The 20,925-nt window shown below is 71.5% G+C and carries 20 protein-coding genes; 12 read left to right on the top strand and 8 right to left on the bottom strand.

Features of this window, described 5'->3' with window-relative positions; translation table 11 throughout:
- Genes ACZ7M2_RS37685 through ACZ7M2_RS37695 form a run of 3 tightly spaced genes read left to right on the top strand, consistent with a single transcriptional unit; the run spans position 1 to position 3,313 of the window.
- The gene (locus ACZ7M2_RS37685; protein ID WP_319744812.1) at positions 1-1,398 is read left to right on the top strand and encodes a GntT/GntP/DsdX family permease; all 1,398 of its coding nucleotides are present in this window, start codon (positions 1-3) and stop codon (positions 1,396-1,398) included.
- A gap of 31 nt (positions 1,399-1,429) precedes the next feature.
- The gene (locus ACZ7M2_RS37690) at positions 1,430-2,188 is read left to right on the top strand and encodes an SDR family oxidoreductase (protein ID WP_060902269.1); all 759 of its coding nucleotides are present in this window, start codon (positions 1,430-1,432) and stop codon (positions 2,186-2,188) included.
- A gap of 39 nt (positions 2,189-2,227) precedes the next feature.
- Positions 2,228-3,313 carry an L-idonate 5-dehydrogenase gene (locus ACZ7M2_RS37695; RefSeq protein ID WP_471599103.1) on the top strand — a complete coding sequence of 362 codons (1,086 nt, stop codon included), beginning with the start codon at positions 2,228-2,230 and terminating at the stop codon, positions 3,311-3,313.
- Positions 3,314-3,354: 41 nt separating this feature from the next.
- Here the strand turns inward: ACZ7M2_RS37695 and ACZ7M2_RS37700 are convergent, their stop codons facing one another.
- From ACZ7M2_RS37700 to ACZ7M2_RS37720, 5 genes are all read right to left on the bottom strand, one after another.
- Positions 3,355-3,990: a cytochrome b/b6 domain-containing protein gene (locus tag ACZ7M2_RS37700; RefSeq protein WP_054231115.1), complete on the bottom strand. Its 636-nt coding sequence runs from the start codon at positions 3,988-3,990 to the stop codon at positions 3,355-3,357.
- Positions 3,974-4,735: a molybdopterin-dependent oxidoreductase gene (locus ACZ7M2_RS37705; RefSeq protein WP_471599104.1), complete on the bottom strand. Its 762-nt coding sequence runs from the start codon at positions 4,733-4,735 to the stop codon at positions 3,974-3,976. The genes ACZ7M2_RS37700 and ACZ7M2_RS37705 overlap by 17 nt, the downstream gene beginning before the upstream one ends.
- Positions 4,736-4,865: 130 nt before the next feature.
- Positions 4,866-6,431: an APC family permease gene (locus ACZ7M2_RS37710; protein ID WP_471599105.1), complete on the bottom strand. Its 1,566-nt coding sequence runs from the start codon at positions 6,429-6,431 to the stop codon at positions 4,866-4,868.
- Between the two features lie 44 nt (positions 6,432-6,475).
- On the bottom strand, positions 6,476-7,435 hold the full coding sequence (locus ACZ7M2_RS37715) for a hypothetical protein (RefSeq protein ID WP_471599106.1): 960 nt from the start codon (positions 7,433-7,435) through the stop codon (positions 6,476-6,478).
- Between the two features lie 329 nt (positions 7,436-7,764).
- Positions 7,765-9,420, bottom strand: a complete 1,656-nt coding sequence (locus ACZ7M2_RS37720) for an FAD-binding dehydrogenase (RefSeq protein WP_471599107.1) — start codon at positions 9,418-9,420, stop codon at positions 7,765-7,767.
- A 310-nt stretch (positions 9,421-9,730) separates the two neighbouring features.
- Here ACZ7M2_RS37720 and ACZ7M2_RS37725 point away from each other — a divergent pair, with 310 nt between their 5' ends.
- From ACZ7M2_RS37725 to ACZ7M2_RS37755, 7 genes are all read left to right on the top strand, one after another.
- On the top strand, positions 9,731-10,624 hold the full coding sequence (locus ACZ7M2_RS37725; RefSeq protein ID WP_471599108.1) for a DMT family transporter: 894 nt from the start codon (positions 9,731-9,733) through the stop codon (positions 10,622-10,624).
- A gap of 73 nt (positions 10,625-10,697) precedes the next feature.
- Complete coding sequence (locus ACZ7M2_RS37730) at positions 10,698-11,219, top strand: NUDIX hydrolase (RefSeq protein ID WP_471599109.1); 522 nt, start codon at positions 10,698-10,700, stop codon at positions 11,217-11,219.
- A 32-nt stretch (positions 11,220-11,251) separates the two neighbouring features.
- Positions 11,252-11,644 carry a YidH family protein gene (locus ACZ7M2_RS37735; protein WP_054231108.1) on the top strand — a complete coding sequence of 131 codons (393 nt, stop codon included), beginning with the start codon at positions 11,252-11,254 and terminating at the stop codon, positions 11,642-11,644.
- Positions 11,641-11,979 (top strand): DUF202 domain-containing protein, encoded by a 339-nt coding sequence (locus ACZ7M2_RS37740; RefSeq protein WP_471599110.1) that lies wholly within the window; start codon positions 11,641-11,643, stop codon positions 11,977-11,979. The genes ACZ7M2_RS37735 and ACZ7M2_RS37740 overlap by 4 nt, the downstream gene beginning before the upstream one ends.
- 101 nt (positions 11,980-12,080) lie before the next feature.
- Complete coding sequence (locus ACZ7M2_RS37745; protein ID WP_403701772.1) at positions 12,081-12,377, top strand: hypothetical protein; 297 nt, start codon at positions 12,081-12,083, stop codon at positions 12,375-12,377.
- Positions 12,378-12,534: 157 nt separating this feature from the next.
- Positions 12,535-13,557, top strand: a complete 1,023-nt coding sequence (locus ACZ7M2_RS37750; protein WP_352050919.1) for a phosphotransferase family protein — start codon at positions 12,535-12,537, stop codon at positions 13,555-13,557.
- Between the two features lie 6 nt (positions 13,558-13,563).
- Positions 13,564-14,778, top strand: a complete 1,215-nt coding sequence (locus tag ACZ7M2_RS37755; protein ID WP_471599111.1) for an acyl-CoA dehydrogenase family protein — start codon at positions 13,564-13,566, stop codon at positions 14,776-14,778.
- Positions 14,779-14,910: 132 nt separating this feature from the next.
- On the opposite strand, the gene ACZ7M2_RS37760 is transcribed toward ACZ7M2_RS37755, so the two are convergent.
- From ACZ7M2_RS37760 to ACZ7M2_RS37770, 3 genes are read right to left on the bottom strand one after another with little or no spacing between them, the layout of a single operon-like run.
- Entirely contained in the window at positions 14,911-15,504 is a 594-nt protein-coding gene (locus ACZ7M2_RS37760) for a TetR/AcrR family transcriptional regulator (protein WP_054231210.1), read from the bottom strand.
- 44 nt (positions 15,505-15,548) lie between these two features.
- Positions 15,549-17,210, bottom strand: a complete 1,662-nt coding sequence (locus ACZ7M2_RS37765) for a class I adenylate-forming enzyme family protein (RefSeq protein WP_352050921.1) — start codon at positions 17,208-17,210, stop codon at positions 15,549-15,551.
- Complete coding sequence (locus ACZ7M2_RS37770) at positions 17,207-17,971, bottom strand: SDR family oxidoreductase (RefSeq protein ID WP_352050922.1); 765 nt, start codon at positions 17,969-17,971, stop codon at positions 17,207-17,209. The genes ACZ7M2_RS37765 and ACZ7M2_RS37770 overlap by 4 nt, the downstream gene beginning before the upstream one ends.
- Before the next feature lie 228 nt (positions 17,972-18,199).
- Here ACZ7M2_RS37770 and ACZ7M2_RS37775 point away from each other — a divergent pair, with 228 nt between their 5' ends.
- Positions 18,200-19,462, top strand: a complete 1,263-nt coding sequence (locus ACZ7M2_RS37775) for an exo-beta-N-acetylmuramidase NamZ family protein (protein ID WP_471599112.1) — start codon at positions 18,200-18,202, stop codon at positions 19,460-19,462.
- A gap of 110 nt (positions 19,463-19,572) precedes the next feature.
- Positions 19,573-20,895, top strand: coding sequence for a serine-threonine protein kinase (locus tag ACZ7M2_RS37780; RefSeq protein WP_471599113.1), 1,323 nt, complete (start codon positions 19,573-19,575; stop codon positions 20,893-20,895).
- Positions 20,896-20,925: the final 30 nt, after the last annotated feature.

Raw genomic sequence — 20,925 nt, forward strand, 5'->3', positions numbered from 1 at the left:
GTGACCAGACTCAGCGTCGAGATGCTGGCAGCGGACACCGTCGAGCCGATCACCTCGGCGGGCCATGCTCAGCTGGGCATCGCCGTGCTGGCGGGCATCGCCGTCATCGTCCTGCTCATCACCCAGTTCAAGCTGCACGCATTCCTCGCCCTGACCATCGGCTCGCTCGCCCTCGGCGCCTTCGCCGGGGCCCCGCTGGACAAGACCATCGCCAGTTTCACCACCGGCCTCGGCGCCACCGTCGCCGGTGTGGGCGTCCTGATCGCGCTCGGCGCGATCCTCGGCAAACTGCTCGCCGACTCCGGCGGCGCCGACCAGATCGTCGACACCATCCTCGCCAAGGCCGGCGGGCGCGCCATGCCCTGGGCGATGGTGCTGATCGCCTCGGTGATCGGTCTGCCGCTGTTCTTCGAGGTCGGCATCGTGCTGCTGATCCCGGTCGTGCTGATGGTCGCCAAGCGCGGCAACTACTCCCTGATGCGCATCGGCATCCCGGCGCTGGCCGGTCTGTCCGTGATGCACGGCCTGATCCCGCCGCACCCCGGCCCGCTGGTCGCGATCGACGCGGTCAAGGCCAACCTGGGCATCACGCTCGCGCTGGGCGTCCTGGTCGCCATCCCGACGGTGATCATCGCGGGCCCGGTCTTCTCCCGCTACGCGGCCCGCTGGGTCGACGTCCCGGCCCCCGACCGCATGATCCCCACCCGCGCCTCCGAGGAACTGGACAAGCGTCCCGGCTTCGGCGCCACCCTCGCCACCATGCTGCTGCCGGTCGTCCTCATGCTCTCCAAGGCGCTGGTCGACATCATCGTGGACGACCCCACCCACATGGTGCAGCGCGTCTTCGACATCGTCGGCTCCCCGCTGATCGCCCTGCTCGCCGCCGTGATCGTGGGCATGTTCACGCTGGGCCGCGCGGCCGGCTTCACCAAGGACCGCATCTCGACGACCGTCGAGAAGTCCCTCGCCCCCATCGCGGGCATCCTGCTGATCGTGGGCGCGGGCGGCGGCTTCAAGCAGACCCTGATCGACTCCGGCGTGGGCCAGATGATCCTGGACATCTCCAAGGACTGGTCGATCCCCGCGCTGCTGCTCGCCTGGCTGATCGCGGTGGCCATCCGCCTCGCGACCGGCTCCGCGACCGTCGCCACCATCTCGGCCGCCGGACTGGTCGCGCCCCTCGCGGCCGACATGTCCACCACCCACACCTCGCTCCTGGTCCTCGCGATCGGCGCCGGCTCGCTCTTCTTCAGCCATGTCAACGACGCCGGGTTCTGGCTGGTCAAGGAGTACTTCGGCCTCAGCGTCGGCCAGACAGTCAAGACCTGGTCCGTCATGGAGACGATCATCTCGGTGGTGGCGGGCGGGCTGGTCCTGCTGCTGTCGCTGGTCATCTAGGGGTACGAGGACGAGAGACGGGAGTACGGGGATGAGCCACCCTCTGTTCGACATCAGTGGTCGCCGGGCCCTGGTCACCGGCTCCAGCCGGGGCATCGGGTTCGCACTCGCCCGCGGGCTCCTGGAGGCGGGTTGCACGGTCGTCCTCAACGGGCGGGACGCCGACCGGCTCACCAAGGCCGCGTCGGAACTGCCGGGCGACGTCCACACCGCGGTCTTCGACGTCACGGACGGCCCCTCGGTGGCCGCCGGAATAGCCGACGTCGAGGACCGGGTGGGCCCGCTCGACATCCTCGTCAACAACGCGGGCATGCAACTGCGGGCGCCGCTCCTGGAGTTCACGGACACCGACTGGCACCGGATCCTGAACACCAACCTGACCAGCGCGTTCCTGGTCGGCCGCGAAGCGGCGCGGCGGATGACGGAACGCGGCCACGGCAAGATCGTCAACATCTGCTCGTTGCAGAGCGAGGTCGTCCGTCCGGGCATCGCCCCGTACGCGGCCACCAAGGGCGCGCTGAAGATGCTCACCAAGGGCATGTGCGCGGACTGGGGGCAGTACGGGGTGCAGGTGAACGGGCTCGGCCCCGGTTACATCGAGACGGAGCTGACCCAGCCCCTCGTCGAGGACGAGGAGTTCAGCGCCTGGGTGCGGCGGCGCACCCCGGCCGGCCGGTGGGGCCGTACGGAGGACCTGGTCGGCGGGGTGCTCTTCCTCGCCTCGCCCGCGGCGGACTTCGTGAGCGGGCAGGTGCTGTACGTCGACGGCGGTATGACGAGTGTGCTGTGAAGCGGACCGACCGGTGAACGCGGTGAGAGGGGCCTGACGATGCTCGGCTGTGTGATTCACGGGCAGGGTGACCTGCGGGTCGACGAACTGCCGGTCCCCTCCGCCGGGCCCGGCGAGGCACTCGTCGCCGTCCGGTACGGCGGGGTGTGCGGGTCGGACCTCCACTACTGGCGCCGCGGCGGCGTCGGGGACTTCCGGCTGCGCGAGCCGATGGTGCTGGGCCACGAGGTCGTGGGGACGGTGCTGTCGTACGGCGACGGGGCCACCGGTCCCGCGCCGGGTACGGCCGTGGCGGTGCACCCGGCGACCCCGTGCGGGGTGTGCCCGGAGTGCGCCGACGGGCGGGCGAACGTCTGCCGGGACACCCGCTACCTGGGCAGCGCGGCGCGCACCCCGCATGTGCAGGGCGGGTTCGCCGCCCGAGTGGTGGTGCCCGCCCGGCAGTTGCGGGAGCTGCCCGCGGGGCTCCCGCTGCGGCGGGCGGCGCTCGCCGAGCCGCTGTCGGTGGCGCTGCACGCCGTCCGACGGGCCGGTGCGGTGAAGGACCGGCATGTCCTGGTGACGGGGGCCGGGCCCATCGGCTGTCTCGTGGTGGCCGCCGCGAAGGCCGCGGGCGCGGCCCGGGTGACCGTGACGGACCTGCTGCCGCAGGCGTTGTCGTACGCCGTCGCGGCGGGCGCGGACGCGGTGGTACTGGCCGACGATCCCGCCGATCCCGGGTGGCCGACCGAGGTCGACGTGGCCGTCGAGGCGTCCGGGGTGGCCGCGGGCCTCGACACCTGCCTGCGCCTGGTGCGGCGCGGCGGGGTCGTCGTCCAGCTCGGCATGCTGCCGCCGGGCCAGAGCCCGTTCGCTGGGAACCTGGTGGTGAGCCGGGAGATCGAGCTGCGGGGCGCGTTCCGCTTCGACGAGGAGTTCGACGACGCGCTGGTCCTGCTCGCGGCCGAACCGCGCTTCGACTCCCTGGTCAGCGCGGTGGTCCCGCTCGCTGCGGCGGAGTCGGCGTTCACCCTGGCCGCGGACCGCAGCCGCTCGTGCAAGGTGCTCCTGGACTTCGAGGTCGAGCAGGGCCAGGCGGTGTGCCGGGGGCCGCAGCAGTCCCCCGGCACACCCGACAGGGCCTAGGCCCTGTCGTCACATTCCCGTCTGCCCTGCGACGACAGGGCCTAGGGCCGCCAGAGGGGATGCTCGCGCTCCGCCCACTCCCGGCTCACCGAGCCCGTGCGCAGGCCGCGGCGGGCCTCCGGGTCGCCGAGGGCCATGCCGATGTGGCCCGCGAGGACGACACCGATCGTGAGCGCCAGCCAGTCGTGGACGAAGGTCGCCGAGGTGCGCCACATCAGGGGGGTGAGATGGGTGAACCACATCAGCAGCCCCGTGGCGAGCATGACCAGGGTCGCGCCGGCGATCCAGGCGGCGTAGGTCTTCTGGCCCGCGTTGAACTTGGCCGCGGGTCGGGACGAGGGGCGCCGGTCCCGTCGTAGCGCCGCGCGCAGCCATGTACGGTCGTGCGGGCCCCAGCGGTTGAGGCGGCCGAGGTCCGCGCGGAAGGCGCGGGAGACCAGGCCCGCCAGGACCGGTACCGGGAGCATCAGGCCGGCCCACTCGTGGATCCTGACCACCAGCTCACGGCGGCCGACGAGCTCGGCGAACATCGGCAGGTACAGGCACGCCGCCGTCGCCACGCAGATCCCCATCAGCAGGGCGGTCACGCGGTGCACCCAGCGTTCGGCGTGGCTGAAGCGCCGTACGCGCGGCGCGGGCGCGGCGAGGGTCGGGGTGTCGTCAACTCGTGGGTGCATCGTCGCGTCCGTTCGAGCGGCCGACCCACGCGTCCACGTCGTAGCCACGGTCCTCCCAGTACCCGGGACGGACGTCCTCGGTGACGGTGATGCCGGAGAGCCACTTGGCGGACTTGTAGAAGTACATGGGGGCGACGTAGAGGCGGACCGGGCCGCCGTGGTTGTGGCCGAGGGGTTTGTCCTGCATGCGGTGGGCCACGAGGATGTCGGGGCGCAGGGCCTGCTGGAGCGTGAGGCTCTCGGTGTACGCCCCGTCGAAGCAGGTGAAGCGGATCGCTCGGCCCTTGGTCTGGACCCCGGCGGCGTCCAGGAGATGGGACAGCCGTACGCCTTCGAAGGGGGTACCGGGCACCCGCCAGCCCGTGACGCACTGGACGTCGTGCACGATCCGGGTCTGCGGCAGGGCCTTGAGGTCGGCCAGGGTGTAGCTGCGGGGGTGGTCGACCAGGCCGTCGATGGTGAGGCGGTAGTTCGACGCGTCCTTGTGCGGGACGGAGGAGGTCACCGAGTAGTAGCGGAAACCGCCGCCGTTGGGGAGCAGGCCGGTCAGCCCCGTGGGGTCGTCGGCGAAGAGGGACTCCAGGCCGCGCTGCAGGGTGGGCGCGGCCAGCACGCCGAAGGCGCCGAGTCCGAGCGTGCCGAGCAGGAGCCGGCGGCCGATGGGCGCGCCGGAGGCTTCCGGGTCCTCCGCCGGGCGTTCCCGGGACCGGTCCGGTCCCCGCCGTGGGGGCTGTTCAGGGTTCACACACCCATACGAGCACCCGCGACCCCCTTGAGGCCAGCGGCAGCGGGTGCTCGTCAGACTTCCGTAACCACTTCTCACACACTTCTCAGAACAGGAGTCCCGGATCGGGGCTCCGAATCGGGGCTCCGGATCAGGCGGTGGACTCCGCCGCCTTGTCCAGCTGGAACGCCTCGTTGCCCAGGCCGATACGGGCGTGCGCCTCAGGTTTGCGGGAGCGCAGCACCAGGCCCTGCACCAGGCCGACGACCAGGGCGGCCGCGATCAGGGCGGGCAGCAGCCAGCTGAGCGTGGAGTCCGGACCGGCCCCGACCAGGATGTCGAAGTCCTTGACCGTGTAGCCCGCGATCACGAGGAGGGCGACTGCCGCGATCGCCGAGGTGGCCAGGCGCCAGGCCTGGGCGCGGGCGGCGCCGCGGCGGGCGAAGAAGACGATCACGGAGAGCGAGGCCGCCGCCATCAGCAGGATGACGCCGAGCGCGCCGACGTTGCCGGCCCAGGTGAACAGGTGCAGCACGGGCGCGGTCGGGTCGCCGGTGGGCTTGTCGTCGGTCACGGCGAACGCGATCAGCACGATCGCGGAGACGCCGGTCTGCAGCAGCGAGCCGGTGCCGGGCGCGCCGCTGGAGCCGGTGGTCCGGCCGAAGGCGGAGGGCAGCAGTCCTTCCCTGCCCATGGCGAAGGCGTACCGCGCGACGACGTTGTGGAAGCTGAGCAGCGCCGCGAACATGCCGGTCACGAAGAGGACGTGCAGGACGTCGGTGAAGGTGCCCCCGAGCCGCGACTCGGTGAGGAAGAACAGCAGTCCGGCGCTCTGCTTCTGCGCCGCCCCGACGATCCCGGAGGGGCCCGCGGCGACGGTCAGCGCCCAGGAGCTGAGCGCGAAGAAGACAGCGACGAAGCCGATCGCCAGGAACATCACGCGCGGGACGAGGATGTGCGGGCGGCTGGTCTCCTCGGCGTACACCGGTGCCTGTTCGAAGCCGGTGAACGCCGCGATGCAGAAGCACAGCGCGGTGCCGACGCCCGCCCCGGTGAGCGTGTCCGGGTTGAAGGCGTGCAGGGAGAGGCCCTCCTTGGCGGGGTCGGCGACGGCGGCGATGTCGAAGATGACGACGAGCGCCACCTCGACGACCAGGAGGACGCCGAGTACCCGCGCGTTGACGTCGATCTTCAGCCAGGAGAGCGCGCCGACGGCGAGGACGGCGATCAGCGCCGGTATCCACCAGGCGACCTCGACGTCGGCGTAGGTGGCGAACAGCCCGGAGACCTCGAAGCCGAAGATGCCGTAGATGCCGAACTGCAGGGCGCTGTAGGCGACGAGCGCGACCGCGGCGGCGCCGGCGCCCGCGGTGCCGCCGAGACCGCGGGCGACGTAGGCGTAGAAGGCGCCCGCGTTGTGGACGTGGCGGCTCATCTCGGCGTACCCGACGCTGAAGAGCACCAGCACCACGCCGAGGATGACGAAGAGCAGCGGCTGTCCGACGATGCCCATCACCGCGAATGTGGTGGGCATGACACCCGCGACCACCATGAGGGGCGCGGTCGCCGCGAGGACGGAGAGCAGCAGGCCTCCCGTACCGAGCCGGCCCGCGTGCAGGGCGCGGTCCTGGCCCTTGAAGGTGCTGATGGCGCCACCGGCCGTGGCGGGTCTACCCGTGTTCGAACTGCTCGAGGTGCTCGAACTGCCCGTCGTCATCGCGGGGCCGTCCTTTCGGGTTTCTCGACTTCTTGTGGGTGGGGTCACACCGTGCCGAGGGCGCTGTCGCGGGCGGCACGGAAGGCTTGGTACGGCTCGCGGTCCGGGTACGACCACGGCTCCGGGGTGGCGTGCGGGCCGATGCGGTGGAACAGGGCGGCGGCCTCGGCGCCCCGGCCCTCGCAGAACTTGGCGTGGGCGAGGAAGTTGAGGTCGAGATGGCGGCGGGGATGGTCCTCGCGCTCCCACTCGAGCCACCAGTCGAAGGCGGCCTTCATCACCTGTCGGGCCCGGCGTCCGACCCAGTGCCCGGAGGCGGCCGGGTCGGTGGACTCGCTGCCGGCGCCGGCCAGCACGCGATAGCGCTCGGCGTGCGCGACGACGGGCAGCATCGCGAGCGGAGAGTCGGCGGGCGCCTGTTCGGCCGCCCAGTTCGCGAAGTCGTAGACCTCGTGGAGGGGGTCCTGGCCGGCCTCGGCGCGGCGCTCGGCGAGGCGGGCGACCATCAGGTGGTGGGCGTGGTGGTGCTCGGGGTAGCGGTGGCGCACCTCGTCGAAGAGCCGCACCACGTCGCCCTCGCTGCCGCGCGCACGCTCCAGTATCAGCAGGCCCAGCCAGGGGGTCGGGTCGGCGGGCGCGAGCGCGGCGGCGGTGTCGCAGGCCTCGCGGGCCCGCTCCGGGCGGTCCTTGCCGTGCAGGGCGCGCTGGACGGTGGCGCAGGCGAGGAGCACGGCGGCGTCGGCGGACTCGGGTTCCGCGAGCTGCCAGTCACGGGCCCAGGCGAGGGCGGCGGGCTCCTGGGCGAGGACGGTGACGCGGTGTCCGCGGCGGTCCCAGTCGTCGCCGGTGGCGGCGAGCAGTGTGCGGACCGCGGTCCATCGTCCCTGGGCCAACGAGGCGCGCGCGGCGACGAGTTCGGAGTCGTCGAGCGCGGCGTCGAAGGCGTGGACCGCGCGTTTGCGGCCACGGCCGAGGGGAGGAGGGGGTGGCGGGGGTGGCGACACCGCGGGGCTTCCTCACAGACGCGGCTAGTCAAGGGGAGATCACGCACAGCAAACCCTTGGCTGAGGGTTTACGTCAAGGCCCGATCAGTCCGCTGCACGCTACAACTACCCGTGAATGGCGCAGAGTTGATGTTCCCTCGCATGCACTCCGGGACGGGAACGGGCTGGTGGGACGGCTCTCTCCGGGGGCGAGCTCGACTCCCCGCGGGGGCCGGGCCGCGCCCGTGCCCCGGCTCCCCGCGATCCGGGGCACGGCTGAAACCCGACCACGGAACGGTCCCCTGCGGAGCCGGGCCCACCGGAGCGGAACGCGGGCACACCTCCGAGGGTCAGCTCACCGCCTCGGCGGCCGCTCGTCCCGCTGTGCGGCCGGAGAAGAGGCAGCCCCCGAGGAAGGTGCCCTCCAGGGAGCGGTAGCCGTGGACCCCGCCACCGCCGAAGCCGGCCGCCTCACCTGCCGCGTACACACCGGAGAGCGGGTCGCCGCCCTCCGTCAGTACGCGCGAGGACAGGTCGGTCTCCAGGCCGCCCAGGCTCTTGCGGGTGAGGATGTGGAGGCGGACGGCGATGAGCGGACCCGCCTTGGGGTCCAGGATGCGGTGCGGGGTGGCCGTACGGATCAGCTTGTCCCCGAGGTAGTTGCGGGCGCCGCGGATCGACGTCACCTGGAGGTCCTTGGTGAACGGGTTCGCGATCTCCCGGTCGCGGGCGACGATCTCGCGGCGCAGTGCGGCCTCGTCGATCAGCGGCTCCTTGGTGAGAGCGTTCATGCCGCGCACCAGGGCGCCCAGATCCTTCTCGACGACGAAGTCCGCGCCGTTGTCCATGAACGCCTTGACGGGGCCCGGTACGTCGGCGCGTGCCCGGCCGATCACGTCCCTGATCGACTTGCCGGTCAGGTCCGGGTTCTGTTCCGAACCGGAGAGCGCGAACTCCTTGCCGATGATCTTCTGGTCGAGCACGAACCACGTGTACTCGTATCCGGTCTTCATGATGTGTTCGAGCGTGCCGAGGGTGTCGAAGCCGGGGAAGAGCGGTACCGGAAGCCGGTTCCCGCGGGCGTCCAGCCAGAGGGAGGACGGGCCCGGCAGGATGCGGATGCCGTGGTTCTCCCAGATGGGGTTCCAGTTCTGGATGCCCTCGGTGTAGTGCCACATGCGGTCGCGGTTGATGAGGCGCGCGCCCGTCTCCTCGGCTATCGCGAGCATCTTGCCGTCGACGTGCGCGGGGACGCCCGCGACCATCTTCTCGGGCGGCGTACCGAGCCGCTCGGGCCAGTTCGCGCGGACCAGGTCGTGATTGCCGCCGATGCCGCCCGAGGTGACGATCACCGCCTGCGCCTTGAGCTCGAACGCCCCGGCGACCGTACGGCTGCTGGCCTGCCCGCGTGCGATGCCGGACGGCTCCAGGATCTCCCCGGTGACCGTGTCGACGGTTCCCGCGCTGCGGGACAGCCCGGTCACCCGGTGGCGGAACTTGAGCTGGACGAGCCCCCGGGCGACCCCGGCGCGTACCCGCCGCTCGAAGGGCTCGACCACTCCGGGCCCGGTCCCCCACGTGATGTGGAAGCGCGGCACGGAGTTCCCGTGGCCGTTGGCGTCGTAGCCGCCGCGCTCCGCCCAGCCGACCACCGGGAAGAAGCGGACCCCCTGCTGGTGCAGCCAGGACCGCTTCTCACCGGCCGCGAAGTCCACGTACGCCTCGGCCCAGCGGCGCGGCCAGTGGTCCTCGGCCCGGTCGAAGCCGGCCGTGCCCGTCCAGTCCTGGAGGGCGAGCGCGTGACTGTCCTTGATCCGCATCCGGCGCTGCTCGGGCGAGTTCACGAAGAAGAGTCCGCCGAAGGACCAGTGGGCCTGGCCGCCGATCGACTGTTCCGGCTCCTGGTCGAGGAGAATCACCTTGCGGCCCGCGTCGACGAGCTCCGCGGTCGCGGCGAGCCCCGCGAGGCCCGCTCCGATCACGATCACATCTGCGTCGTAGGCCATGGGCCCGTCCTCTCGGCCTGCCGACGTTTCCGGTCGGCTTCTGTCGGCTTCGTCACGAGCCGGCGGCATCGTCGTTGGTTGATGAGACAGTGGTACGGAAGACATCAGGCACCGGTACCGGTCGAACTGGCAGGGACGCCGCTCGACCAGCCGTTGTTACTGATCGGTCAGATCCTTCGGCAAGAAGAGTGACCGAGTCAACTGCCCGGTTCCGGTTACTCCCGTGGGCAGGGCACGGTCGATGGCACTACAGTCGGCGGCAATACGCGCCCGTGACCCGTGCTCACCCGAACGTATCGAGGTACCCAGCGTGTCGGTTCTCGTTCTGATCCTCTCGGTGAGCGCGGCCTGCTGTCTGGGCTTCGGTTTCGTGCTCCAGCAGAACGCCGCCTCGCACGCCCCGCTGAGCGACTTCCTCTCCCCGCGCCTGCTGCTCGACCTCATCCGGGTGCCCCGCTGGCTGGGCGGCATCGGACTCATGGTGTGCGGCATGATCCTCGGCGCGGTCGCCCTCGGCAAGGGCGAGATCTCCCAGGTGGAACCCCTCCTCGCGACCAACCTGCTCTTCGCGCTCGCGCTCACCCGCCACCAGACCAAGCACCCCCTGGGCCGCCAGGGCTGGGCGGGCCTCGTCCTGCTCGCGGGCGGGGTCACGGCGTTCATCGTGGCGGGCAAGCCCAAGGGCGGCGACTCGGTGACCGATCCGCTGCGGCACTGGCTGATCATCGGGATCATGATCGGGCTCGCGCTGCTGCTCACCACCTACGCCAAGCGTTCCCGGATGACCGCGGCGCCCGTCCTGCTCGCGCTGGCCGCGGGGCTGCTCTACGGCGTGCAGGACGCGCTCACCCGGGTCAGCGGGGAGCGGTTCGGAGCCGGCGGCTGGAATGAGCTGCTGACCGGCTGGCAGCCGTACGGGGTGCTCGCGCTCGGGGTGACGGGCCTCGTACTGGTGCAGAGCGCCTTCGAGACGGCGGAGCTGCGGATGTCGCTGCCCGCGCTCACCGCCGCCCAGCCGCTCGCCGGAATCGTGTGCGGCGTGGGTTTCCTCGGGGACAAGCTGCACACGGACGTGGGGGCACTCACCTGGGAAGCGGCGGGGCTCGCGGCGATCGTGGCGGGAATCGTCCTGCTGGGCATGCACCCCGCGATGCCGACGGGCACCCCCAGGACCGAGTCGGTACGGGACCTCCAGCCGCATTGAGGGCGTACGGCGGCGCCGGGCCGCACGGACGGCACGCACCGCACCCGGTGCCGACGGCTGCTTGGATGGGGCCATGAGCGCCGCTGACGAGATCCTCGACATCGTGGACGAGAACGACGTGGTCGTCGGGCAGTCCCCGCGCGGCGAGGCGTACGCGCGCGGTCTACGCCACCGCTGCGTGTTCATCCAGGCCCGGGACGCCCGGGGCCGCCTCTTCGTCCACCGCCGCACGCCCACCAAGCTCGTCTTCCCCTCCCTGTACGACATGTTCGTCGGCGGGGTCGTGGGCGCGGGCGAGTCCTACGACCGCGCGGCCCTGCGCGAGGCCGAGGAGGAACTCGGGGTCTGCGGACTCCCTCAGCCCGTCCCCCTCTTCAAGTTCCTCTACGCCGACGGCTCCGCCCGGACCTGGTGGTCGGCCGTCTACGAGGTCCGCTGTGAGCTCCCGGTGAACCCCCAGGCGGAGGAGGTCGCCTGGCACGACTTCCTCACCGAGGAGGAGGTCGAGCGGCGCCTGACGGACTGGACGTGGGTGCCGGACGGCCTGGCGGCGTACGAGCGCCTGAAGGACTACCGGGCGACGGGCACCGACTGAGCCCCCGCCGGGCCCCCGGTAGGGTCGATGGCGTGATCGAATTCGTGCGGAACGTCCGGCTGTGGTTCGCACCCGAGGAGGTCCGGCAGGAGGGCGTCACGCCCGACTACCGGTTCTCGCTGGCGAACGAGCGGACCTTCCTGGCCTGGCTGCGCACCGCGCTGGCGCTGATCGGCGGCGGCTTCGCCGTGGATCAGTTCCTGCCGGACCTGCGCTGGGGCTGGCGGGTCGGCCTCGCGCTGGCCCTGCTGGCGGCGGGCGTGCTCTGCTCGCTGCGCGCCGTCAATCACTGGGTGCGCTGCGAGCGCGCGATGCGCCGCGGGGAGGACCTTCCCGTGTCGCGCTTCCCGGCACTGCTGAGCATCGCCGTCGCGATCGTGGCCGTCGCGATGGTCGTCGTCGTCCTCGTCGGCTGGGAAGGGTGACCGTGCCCGGCCCCCAGCACCGTCCCGAGCGGGACCCGGGGCTGCAGCCGGAGCGTACGCGGCTCGCGTGGCGGCGTACGACCCTGTCGAGCACCGTCGCCGCGGTCCTCGCGGCGAAGGCGGCGCTGCACGGCGGTCCGTCGGCGATCGATGTGACGGCCTGCGCCCTGTGCTGCGCGCTGTGGCTGGGCTTCCTGGCGCTCGCGCACCGGCGCATCCGGGTGCTCGCGACACCCGGCCCCGGCGGTCCGCCCGCGCTTGCACCGCGGCACGCGACGGCGGCGACCCTGTGCACGGTCGCCCTGGCCGTGTGTGCGGTAGCACTGGTGTTCTGATCAGGATCAAATGGGGCGTAAGGGTGCAAATGACGATGAATGCGGTTCTTTCTGGCGCTAGCCTGAGCCGTCATTTCACGCCACTCACGAAGGCGAGCACCATGACCACCCTTCACGTGGAGCATCCGACCCACGCGCACACGCACGGCCCGGACTGCGGGCACACCGCCGTGCCGCACGGGGACCACGTCGACTACGCGCACGACGGACATCTGCACCGGGAGCACTCCGGTCACTGGGACGAGTGCGAGCCGAGCGGCCACACGGCGCACGGCGAGCACGGCCACCGGCACGGCGAGGGCTGCGGGCACCCGGCGGTCGCGCACGGCGACCACGTCGACTACCTGCACGACGGTCACCGCCACGCCGAGCACGACGGCCACTGGGACGACCACTAGGGCCCGTCCGGGACAGCCACCGGACGCAAGCGCGCCCCGGCGTCTCCCCCCGGCTCCCGGAGGGAGACGCCGATCACGTTTCGTCCGGGCGCTGGACGACATACCGACTGGTCGGCATCATGGTCACGTCCCGATTTCCCGGCGTGCAGGAGAAGTGATGAGTCCCGACCACCCGCCAGGTCTCGACCTCGACCGACTGCGCGGCCTGCTCGACGGCGAGCGGCCCGGTCTGGTGCACGGCCCGCTGACCGGCCGGCTGATCGAGGGCGGACGGTCGAACCTCACGTACGCGGTCACGGACGGCACCACGAGCTGGGTCGTCCGACGGCCCCCGCTCGGGCACGTACTGGCCACCGCGCACGACATGAAGCGCGAGCACCGCGTCATCAGCGCGCTGCACCCGACCGCCGTCCCCGTACCGCGTCCGGTGCTGCTGTGCGAGGACGAGGAGGTGCTGGGCGCGCCCTTCTACGTCATGGAGTTCGTGGTCGGCACCCCGTACCGCACCGCCGAGCAGCTCGCCCCGCTTGGCCCGGAGCGCACCCGGGACGCGGTGCTCGGGCTCGTCGACACACTCGTCGAACTGCACGCCGTCGACCCCGCAGCCGTGGGCCTCGCGGACTTCGGGCGCCCCGAGGGTTTCCTCGACCGGCAACTGCGCCGCTGGGGCAAGCAGCTGGACGCCTCCAGGAACCGTGAGCTCGCCGGGATCGACGAACTGCACGCCGCCCTCGGCCGTGAGCTGCCGCACTCCCCCGCGCCCTCCGTCGTGCACGGCGACTACCGGCTCGACAACGTGTTGATCGGTGAGGACGACCGGATCAAGGCGATTCTGGACTGGGAGATGTCCACGCTCGGCGATCCGCTCACCGACCTGGGCCTCCTGGTGATGTACAGCGCGCCGTTGGACCTGCCCGACTCCCCCATCAGCACGACCGCCTCGGCCGCCGGGCACCCGGACCCGGCCGAGATCATCGAACGGTACGCCGCGCGCTCGGGGCGCGACGTGTCCGACGTCGCCTGGTACACGGCGTTCGCCTGGTTCAAGCTCGCCGTGATCCTGGAGGGCATCCACTACCGCTACACGCTCGGCCAGACGGTCGGCGCCGGCTTCGACCGCATCGGTGAACTGGTCCCGTTCTTCATCGAGCACGGTCTGACCACTCTTCAGGAAGGCTGATCCGAGATGGACTTCGCATTCGACGCGCGTACCGAGGAACTGCGCGGGAAGCTGCTCGCCTTCATGGACGAGTACGTCTACCCGGCGGAGGCGGTGGCGGAGGAGCAGCGCGCCCGGCTGGCCTCTCCGTGGGACACGCCCGCCGTGGTCGGGGAGTTGAAGGCGGAGGCCCGCAGGCAGGGCCTGTGGAACCTCTTCCTGCCCGACGCGGAGTACGGCGCCGGGCTGACCAACCTCCAGTACGCGCCGCTCGCCGAGATCACCGGCCGCAGCCCGCACTTGGCACCCACCGCGCTGAACTGCGCCGCGCCGGACACCGGCAACATGGAGGTGCTCGCGCAGTTCGGCGACGAGCAGCAGAAGAAGCAGTGGCTGGAGCCGCTGCTCGCCGGTGAGATCCGCTCGGCGTTCGCGATGACCGAGCCGGAGGTGGCCTCCTCCGACGCCACCAACATCACCACGCTCATCGAACGCGACGGTGACGACTACGTCATCACCGGCCGCAAGTGGTACATCTCCGGGGCGATGAACCCCGACTGCAAGATCTTCATCGTGATGGGCAAGACGGAGCCGGACGGGCCGGACATCCGCCGCCAGCAGTCCATGGTCCTGGTCCCGCGCGACACCCCGGGGCTCGAAGTCAGGCGCGCCATGCAGGTGTACGGCTACGAGGACCACTCCCACGGCGGGCACGCGGAGGTCGTCTTCGACCATGTCCGCGTCCCGGTGAGCAACCTCGTCGGCGAGGAGGGCGGCGGTTTCGCCATCGCCCAGGCGCGGCTCGGCCCGGGCCGCATCCACCACTGCATGCGGCTGATCGGCATGGCCGAGCGGGCGATCGAGCTGATGTGCCGTCGGGCCGTGTCCCGTACGGCCTTCGGTAAGCCGCTCGCCCAGCAGGGCGTGGTCCAGAACTGGATCGCGGACGCGCGCGTCGCCGTCGAACAGCTGCGTCTGCTGGTCCTGAAGACCGCCTGGATGATGGACACCGTCGGCAACAGGGGCGCCCACACCGAGATCCAGGCCATCAAGATCGCCACCCCGCGCACGGTCGTGGACATCCTCGACAAGGCGGTCCAGCTGCACGGCGCGGGCGGTGTCAGCCAGGACTTCCCGCTGGCCGAGCTGTGGGCGAGCGCGCGGACGCTGAAGCTCGCGGACGGCCCGGACGAGGTGCACCAGCGGTCGCTGGCGCGACGGGAGATCAAGAAGTACGTGTGACCGTCCGGTCCGGTGGGGCGGTGACGGGCTCTTTCGCCCCCACCGCCCCTACCCGTTCCCGTCCCCTGGGGGCTGCGCCCCCAGACCCCCGCAGAAGATCGCGCGGTTCCCTCCCCGCGCCCCTGAAAGGGACTACGGCCGCAGCGCGCGCAGCAGCAGGTCGGCCAGGTGGTCGGCGACCTCCTGGGGGGTGAGGGGGCCGTCGGGGCGGTACCAGGTCGACAGGTGGTGCACCGAGCCGAAGTGGTAGTCGACGACCAGGTCGGCCGGGGTGGCGGTGGAGAAGACGCCCTTCTTCTGGCCCTCCTCCACGAGCGCGCGGAATCGTTCGTGGTAGCGGCGGCGCTCGGCGCGCACCTGCTTGTCCTTCTCGGGGCTGAGGTGGTGCATGGAGCGGAAGAAGATCGCCGCGTCGTCGAGGTTGTCGATCGTGGTGACGACGACGTCGGCGGCGGCACCCCGCAACCGCTCCTCGACCGGCGCGTCGGCATCGGCGAACGCGTCCAGCCGCTCCTGCTGAAGCCGCAGCACACGCGCGTACACCTCGTGCAGGAGGTCGTCCTTGGAGCCGAAGTAGTGGTACAGCGCGCCTTTGGTGACGCCCGCCGCCTCCACGATCTCCTGCACGGATGTGCGGTCGTAGCCCTGCTCGGCGAAGAGCCTGGTGGCGGCGGCCAAGAGCCGCTGCGGGACGGGCGTACCGTCTCCGTCCGTCGTCCTGGGCACTGCCGCCACCTGCCTTTCGAGCGTTGTCCGGTGAAACGCGTCGTCTACTGAGAGTCCTGGGGACGGGAACGCAGTTCCCGACGGAGGATCTTGCCACTCGCCGTCTTCGGCAGCTCGGGCAGGATCTCCACATGCCGCGGATATTTGTAGGCGGCCAGTCTCTCCTTGCAGTACGCGGCGAGCGCGTCGGGGTCCTCGTCCGCGCCGGGCCGCAGGCTGATGTAGGCCTTCACGGTCTCACCGCGGTAGCCGTCGGGGATGCCGACGACGGCCGCCTCCCGGACCGAGGGGTGCGTGTAGAGCACGTCCTCGACCTCGCGGGGCCACACCTTGAAGCCGGACGCGTTGATCATGTCCTTCTTGCGGTCGACTACGTAGAGCCAGCCTTCGGGGTCCATGAATCCGATGTCGCCGGTGCGCAGCTCACCGTCCGGGAAGGTCTCGGCGGTGGCCTCGGGGCGACGCCAGTAGCCGGGCACGACCTGGGGGCCTCGTACGAGGATCTCGCCCTGTTCGCCGAAGGGCACCTCCTGGCCCTGGTCGTCGACGATGCGTACGACCGTGTCGGGGCCCGGCACACCGACGGCCAGCGTGCCCGAGACCGGGTCGACGGGAGCCTCCCGGCCCGGCGGTACGGAGGCGCAGGGCGCGGTGCACTCGGTGAGTCCGTAGCCGTTGCGGATGTAGGGCCCGAAGCCGGCCCGGAACTTCTCCACCAGAGCCGGCGGCAGTGGCGCGCCGCCCGAGGAGATGTTCACGAAGGAGGCGAAGTGGTCGGGCGTGACCGCCGGATGCGCCGCGAGTGCCATGAAGGCGGTCGACGGGCCGACCGTGTACAGCGGCCTGTGCTCGGCGAACGCGTCGAGGACGACCCCCGCCTCGAAGCGGTAGGCGAGGACGAGCGTGCCCACACTGTCGAGGCAGGCGGCGAGCTGGCAGACCATCCCCGTGATGTGGAACAGGGGCGCCATCGCGAAGTAGACGGGCGCCTCCGGCAGCCCGAGGCCCGTCCGCTGCCGCTCGGCGTTGTACATGATGTTGCCGTGCGTGTTGGTGGCCCCCTTGGGGGTGCCGCTCGTCCCCGAGGTGTAGCTGATCAGCGCGATGTCGGAGGGCTCCGCGTCACGCCCCGCGGGGGCCTTGTGGCCCGCCCGGGCGACCGCCACCAGATCGTCGGCGTCCGCGGCCTGCGGCAGCCGCTCGAAGGTCAGCACTCGCGCGTCGCCCCGAGTCTGGAAATCCAACTCGCATGCCGTGAGGACGACGCTCACGGCCGAGTCGGCGGCCGTCTCGCGCAGATACGACTCCCACGCGCGGTCGGAGCACACCAGGGCGCGTACGTCCGCGTCGTGCAGGACGTGGCGCACCTCGCCGGACTTGTACATCGGGTTGACCGGCACGACGGTCGCGCCCGCCTTCCAGGCGCCGAGCAGCGCGAGCACGAAGTGCGGGGAGTTCTGGAGCAGGATCGCGACGCGGTCGCCGCGCTCCAGACCGCGGGCGGCGAGATGCCCGGCGACGGAGTCGCTCAGCTCGTCCACCTCGCGGTAGCTCAGCCGCCCGTCGAAGTAGGCGAGCGCGGCGCGGTCCGGAGCGTCCGCCACGGCGCCGCGCAGGGCGTGCACCAGGGAGTCGGCCGGGCTCACCGGGCCACTCTGGGCGTCATTGAGGAGGGCCACCCAGGGCCGGTCGGCGTAGGTGGTCACCGGGTCGCCTCCCACTTCTGCTGGAGGTGGTTCATGTTCGTCAGCCAGCGGTCCGGTTCGGCGGCCCGCACCTGGTAGTACCCGGCGACCTCGGGGTGCGGCAGGATCAGGAAGCGGTCCTCCTCGATCCCCGCGAACAGCGCGTCGGCGACGGCCTCGGGCTCGATGGCGGTGGGCTGCAGGACCAGGTCGCCCGCGCTGCCGGTGGCGTCGAGCATGTCGGTGCGCACGCCCTGCGGACAGATCGCGTGCACCTTCACGCCGCGGTGGCGGTACGTCAGCGACAGCCACTCGGCGAAGGCGTACGCGCCGTGCTTGGTGACGCTGTAGGGCGCGGCGCCGATCATGGTGAGCAGTCCGGCGGCGGAGACGGTGGAGACGAACCGGCCGCTGCCGCGCTCCAGCCAGGCCGGGAGCAGCTCCTGGGCCGCCCGGACGTGCGCCATCACGTTGACGTCCCAGGCGAGCGCCCAGACCTTCTCGTCGGCCGACTCACTGCCGGCCGAGGGGAGGCCCGCGTTGGCGCAGTAGACGTCGATGGTGCCCCCGAGGGCGTCCCGGGCCTCGGCCACGATCGCGGACGCGTCGCCGGGAACCGCGATCGCCCCGATCTCCTCGGCCACGGCCTTCGCCTTGGCGGCGTCCAGGTCGTTGACGACGACCCGGGCCCCCTCGGCGGCGAAACGACGGGCCAGCGCGGCTCCGATACCGCCTCCGGCCCCGGTGACGACCACTCCCGCATCCTGCACGGCTTCCACCATCGGTCTCCTTCGACACGACGCGACGCAACACGGCTCAGCTGCGACCCCAGACTAACCAGTCGGTATGTAGTGAGGGAAGGGGCGCCCTCACGGGGGCGCGGGGCCGTGCCGTGTATGCGGCTCCGCCGCGTGGGCGCGACCGGCCACATACGGCCCGCCGCTTACGAACTCTCCGCGGGAGCGCCTAACGTGCCGGTGCCAGCCTTCCGCGATCACGGAGGTCCCCCCATGCGCCCTTCCCGCCGAGCCCTCCTCACCGCCACCGCCACGGCCACCGCCACCGCCGCCTTCGCGGCGACCCCCACCACCCGCACCACCCCCACCAGGACGACATCCCATACCGACCCCCTCCGTACCGGCTTCGAGCAGCTCCAGGCGTCCGGCTACGCCGCCCTCCACGGCCGGCGTGTCGGCGTCGTCACGAACCCCACCGGTGTCACCAGAGACGTTCGCCACATCGTCGACGTGATGCACGCCGACCCCCGCGTCGAGCTGACCGCCGTCTTCGGCCCGGAACACGGTTTCCGCGGCACCGCGCAGGCCGGCGGCTCCGAGGGCCGCTACGACGACCCGGCGACCGGACTCCCGGTCTACGACACGTACCTCAAGAGCGGCAAGCCTCTCGCCGACGTCTTCACCGCCTCCGGCGTGGACACCGTCGTCTTCGACATCCAGGACGTGGGCGCGCGTTTCTACACGTACATCTGGACGCTGTACGACTGCATGGAGGCGGCCCGGCTCGCGGGCAAGCGCTTTGTGGTGCTGGACCGGCCGAACCCGGTGACCGGACGGGCCGCCCAGGGCCCGGTGCTGCACAAGGAGTTCGCGACGTTCGTCGGGCGGCAGCCCATCGCGCAGGCGCACGGGATGACGGTGGCGGAGCTCGCGCGGCTGTTCAACGGGGAGTTCCTGGCGGCGCCGGTGGAGCTGACCACCGTACTGATGTCGGGCTGGAAGCGGTCGGACTTCTACGACGCCTCCGGCCTGCCGTGGGTGCCTCCGAGCCCGAACATGCCGACGGCCGACACCGCCCTGGTGTACTCCGGAACGTGTCTCTTCGAGGGGACGAACCTGTCGGAGGGGCGCGGCACGACCCGTCCGTTCGAGCTGCTGGGCGCGGAGGGCATCGACGGCCGATGGGCTCTGGAGGCGAACCGACTCAAGGTCCCGGGCGTGCGCTTCAGGGAGGCGTACTTCGCTCCGACCTTCTCCAAGTTCCAGGGAAAGACGATCGGCGGCGTACAGATCCATGTGCACGACCGGGCCGCGTACGACCCCGTCCGCACCGGAATCGCCCTCCTGGTGACCGCCAAGAAGGTCTGGAGCGGCTTCGCCTGGCGCTCGGACAACTGGATCGACAAGCTGACCGGCTCCGCCAGGGTGCGCACGATGATCGACGCGGGGGCGACGACCGACGAGGTCGTGGCCGCCTGGCAGGACGAGCTGAAGGCCTTCCAAAAGATCCGGAAGGAATATCTTCTCTACGGATGAGCGGAAAGAATTTCTTTTCCGCGGTTGAGTCGTGACGTATGGCCAATCCTCGCCCCCGGTAGGACGATGCGCCCACATCGCACCGCCTTCGGGGGACGAGGGGGCTTGCCATGGCGGATCCGGCAGTCAGTGTTTCTCCCTACTGGGAGCTGACCTTCGACGCGGACGGGGACGTGGACGGCCGGGAAAGGGACCGGCTGCTCGCGGAGGTGCCCGGGCGCGCAGTGCGTGACCTGATCGTCTTCGCGCACGGCTGGAACAACGACCGCTCCGGCGCGACGCGCCTCTACAGCCAGTTCTTCGCGCCCGTGCCGGGTCTCGCGCCGCACGCGCGTCTGGGCTACGTCGGTGTGGTGTGGCCCTCGATGCGGTTCTCGGACGAGCCGATCCCCGGCTTTCCCCGGTCGGTGGCCGCCGACGTGCCCGCGGCCGCCCGCACCGCGCTCGACAAGGACACCCGGCACGCGCTCCTGGAGGTGTTCCCCGGCCGGGCGACGGTCGTCGAGCAGATCGCGCGCCTGCTGGACCAACAGCCGGACGAGGGAGCCTCGTTGGAGGAGTTCGGGCGCCTGGTGCGGCTGCTGGTGGAGGTGCCACCCCAGGGACCGCAGGCCGCTTTCGCCGCGGACACGCTCGCGGAGGGCGGCCCGCAGGGCGACCCGGCGATGCTCTTCGGGGACACGGCCACGGTGTGCGGCGAGTTCGCCGAGGCGCTGGCCGGGATGACGGCCTCCGGCGAGACCTTCTCCCTGCCGCGGCCCTGGGACGGGGCGCGTGAACTGCTGCGCCAGGCCACCTACTACGCCATGAAGCGGCGCGCAGGCACGGTGGGCGAGCGTGGGCTCGGGCGCGCGCTCGGGCGGCTCGCGGCCGCCGCGCCCGGGGTGCGGGTGCACCTGGTCGGACACAGCTTCGGCGGACGGCTGGTCTCCTTCGCGCTGCGCGGACTGCCCGAGGGCGTACGCACGGTGAAGTCCGTGACGCTGCTCCAAGGGGCCTTCTCGCACTACGCGTTCGCCGCGCAACTGCCCGGCGACCCGGGGGCGAGCGGTGCGCTGCGCGGTCTGCAGAGCCGCGTCGACGGCCCCCTGGTGTGCTGCTACTCCCACTTCGACACGGCGCTCGGCACGATCTATCCGCTGGCCTCCCGGATGGCGGACGACGACCGTTCGGTGCTGGGTGTCGACCTCGACCCCGGGCACCTCCTGGGTGCCCGCTGGGGCGCGATGGGACACGACGGGGTGCAGGCGGTGGAGGGCACGAAGTCGTTCACGCTCGCCGACGCGCTGCGCGGGCAGCTGCCGGTGTCGGGGTGCGTGAACGTCGACGCGTGCGCGGTGGTGAACCGCGGCGGGCCCCCGAGCGGGGCCCACAGCGACATCTGCCACCGGGAGCTGGCCCAGGTGGTGCTGGCGGCGGGCCGTGTTCGATGACCCGCCGCCGGGGGTCCGCGGCGCGCTCCG

Source organism: Streptomyces sp. NPDC111507 (assembly GCF_055638955.1).

What these genes read in the sequence shown, in the direction of transcription:
- ACZ7M2_RS37750 (WP_352050919.1), top strand. Translation starts at nt 12,535, where the DNA reads ATGAGTCCCGACCACCCGCCAGGTCTCGACCTCGACCGACTGCGCGGC.
- ACZ7M2_RS37730 (WP_471599109.1), top strand. Translation starts at nt 10,698, where the DNA reads ATGAGCGCCGCTGACGAGATCCTCGACATCGTGGACGAGAACGACGTG.
- ACZ7M2_RS37770 (WP_352050922.1), bottom strand. Translation starts at nt 17,971, where the DNA reads ATGGTGGAAGCCGTGCAGGATGCGGGAGTGGTCGTCACCGGGGCCGGA.
- ACZ7M2_RS37710 (WP_471599105.1), bottom strand. Translation starts at nt 6,431, where the DNA reads ATGACGACGGGCAGTTCGAGCACCTCGAGCAGTTCGAACACGGGTAGA.
- ACZ7M2_RS37690 (WP_060902269.1), top strand. Translation starts at nt 1,430, where the DNA reads ATGAGCCACCCTCTGTTCGACATCAGTGGTCGCCGGGCCCTGGTCACC.
- ACZ7M2_RS37720 (WP_471599107.1), bottom strand. Translation starts at nt 9,420, where the DNA reads ATGGCCTACGACGCAGATGTGATCGTGATCGGAGCGGGCCTCGCGGGG.
- ACZ7M2_RS37780 (WP_471599113.1), top strand. Translation starts at nt 19,573, where the DNA reads ATGGCGGATCCGGCAGTCAGTGTTTCTCCCTACTGGGAGCTGACCTTC.
- ACZ7M2_RS37775 (WP_471599112.1), top strand. Translation starts at nt 18,200, where the DNA reads ATGCGCCCTTCCCGCCGAGCCCTCCTCACCGCCACCGCCACGGCCACC.
- ACZ7M2_RS37695 (WP_471599103.1), top strand. Translation starts at nt 2,228, where the DNA reads ATGCTCGGCTGTGTGATTCACGGGCAGGGTGACCTGCGGGTCGACGAA.
- ACZ7M2_RS37700 (WP_054231115.1), bottom strand. Translation starts at nt 3,990, where the DNA reads ATGCACCCACGAGTTGACGACACCCCGACCCTCGCCGCGCCCGCGCCG.
- ACZ7M2_RS37755 (WP_471599111.1), top strand. Translation starts at nt 13,564, where the DNA reads ATGGACTTCGCATTCGACGCGCGTACCGAGGAACTGCGCGGGAAGCTG.
- ACZ7M2_RS37745 (WP_403701772.1), top strand. Translation starts at nt 12,081, where the DNA reads ATGACCACCCTTCACGTGGAGCATCCGACCCACGCGCACACGCACGGC.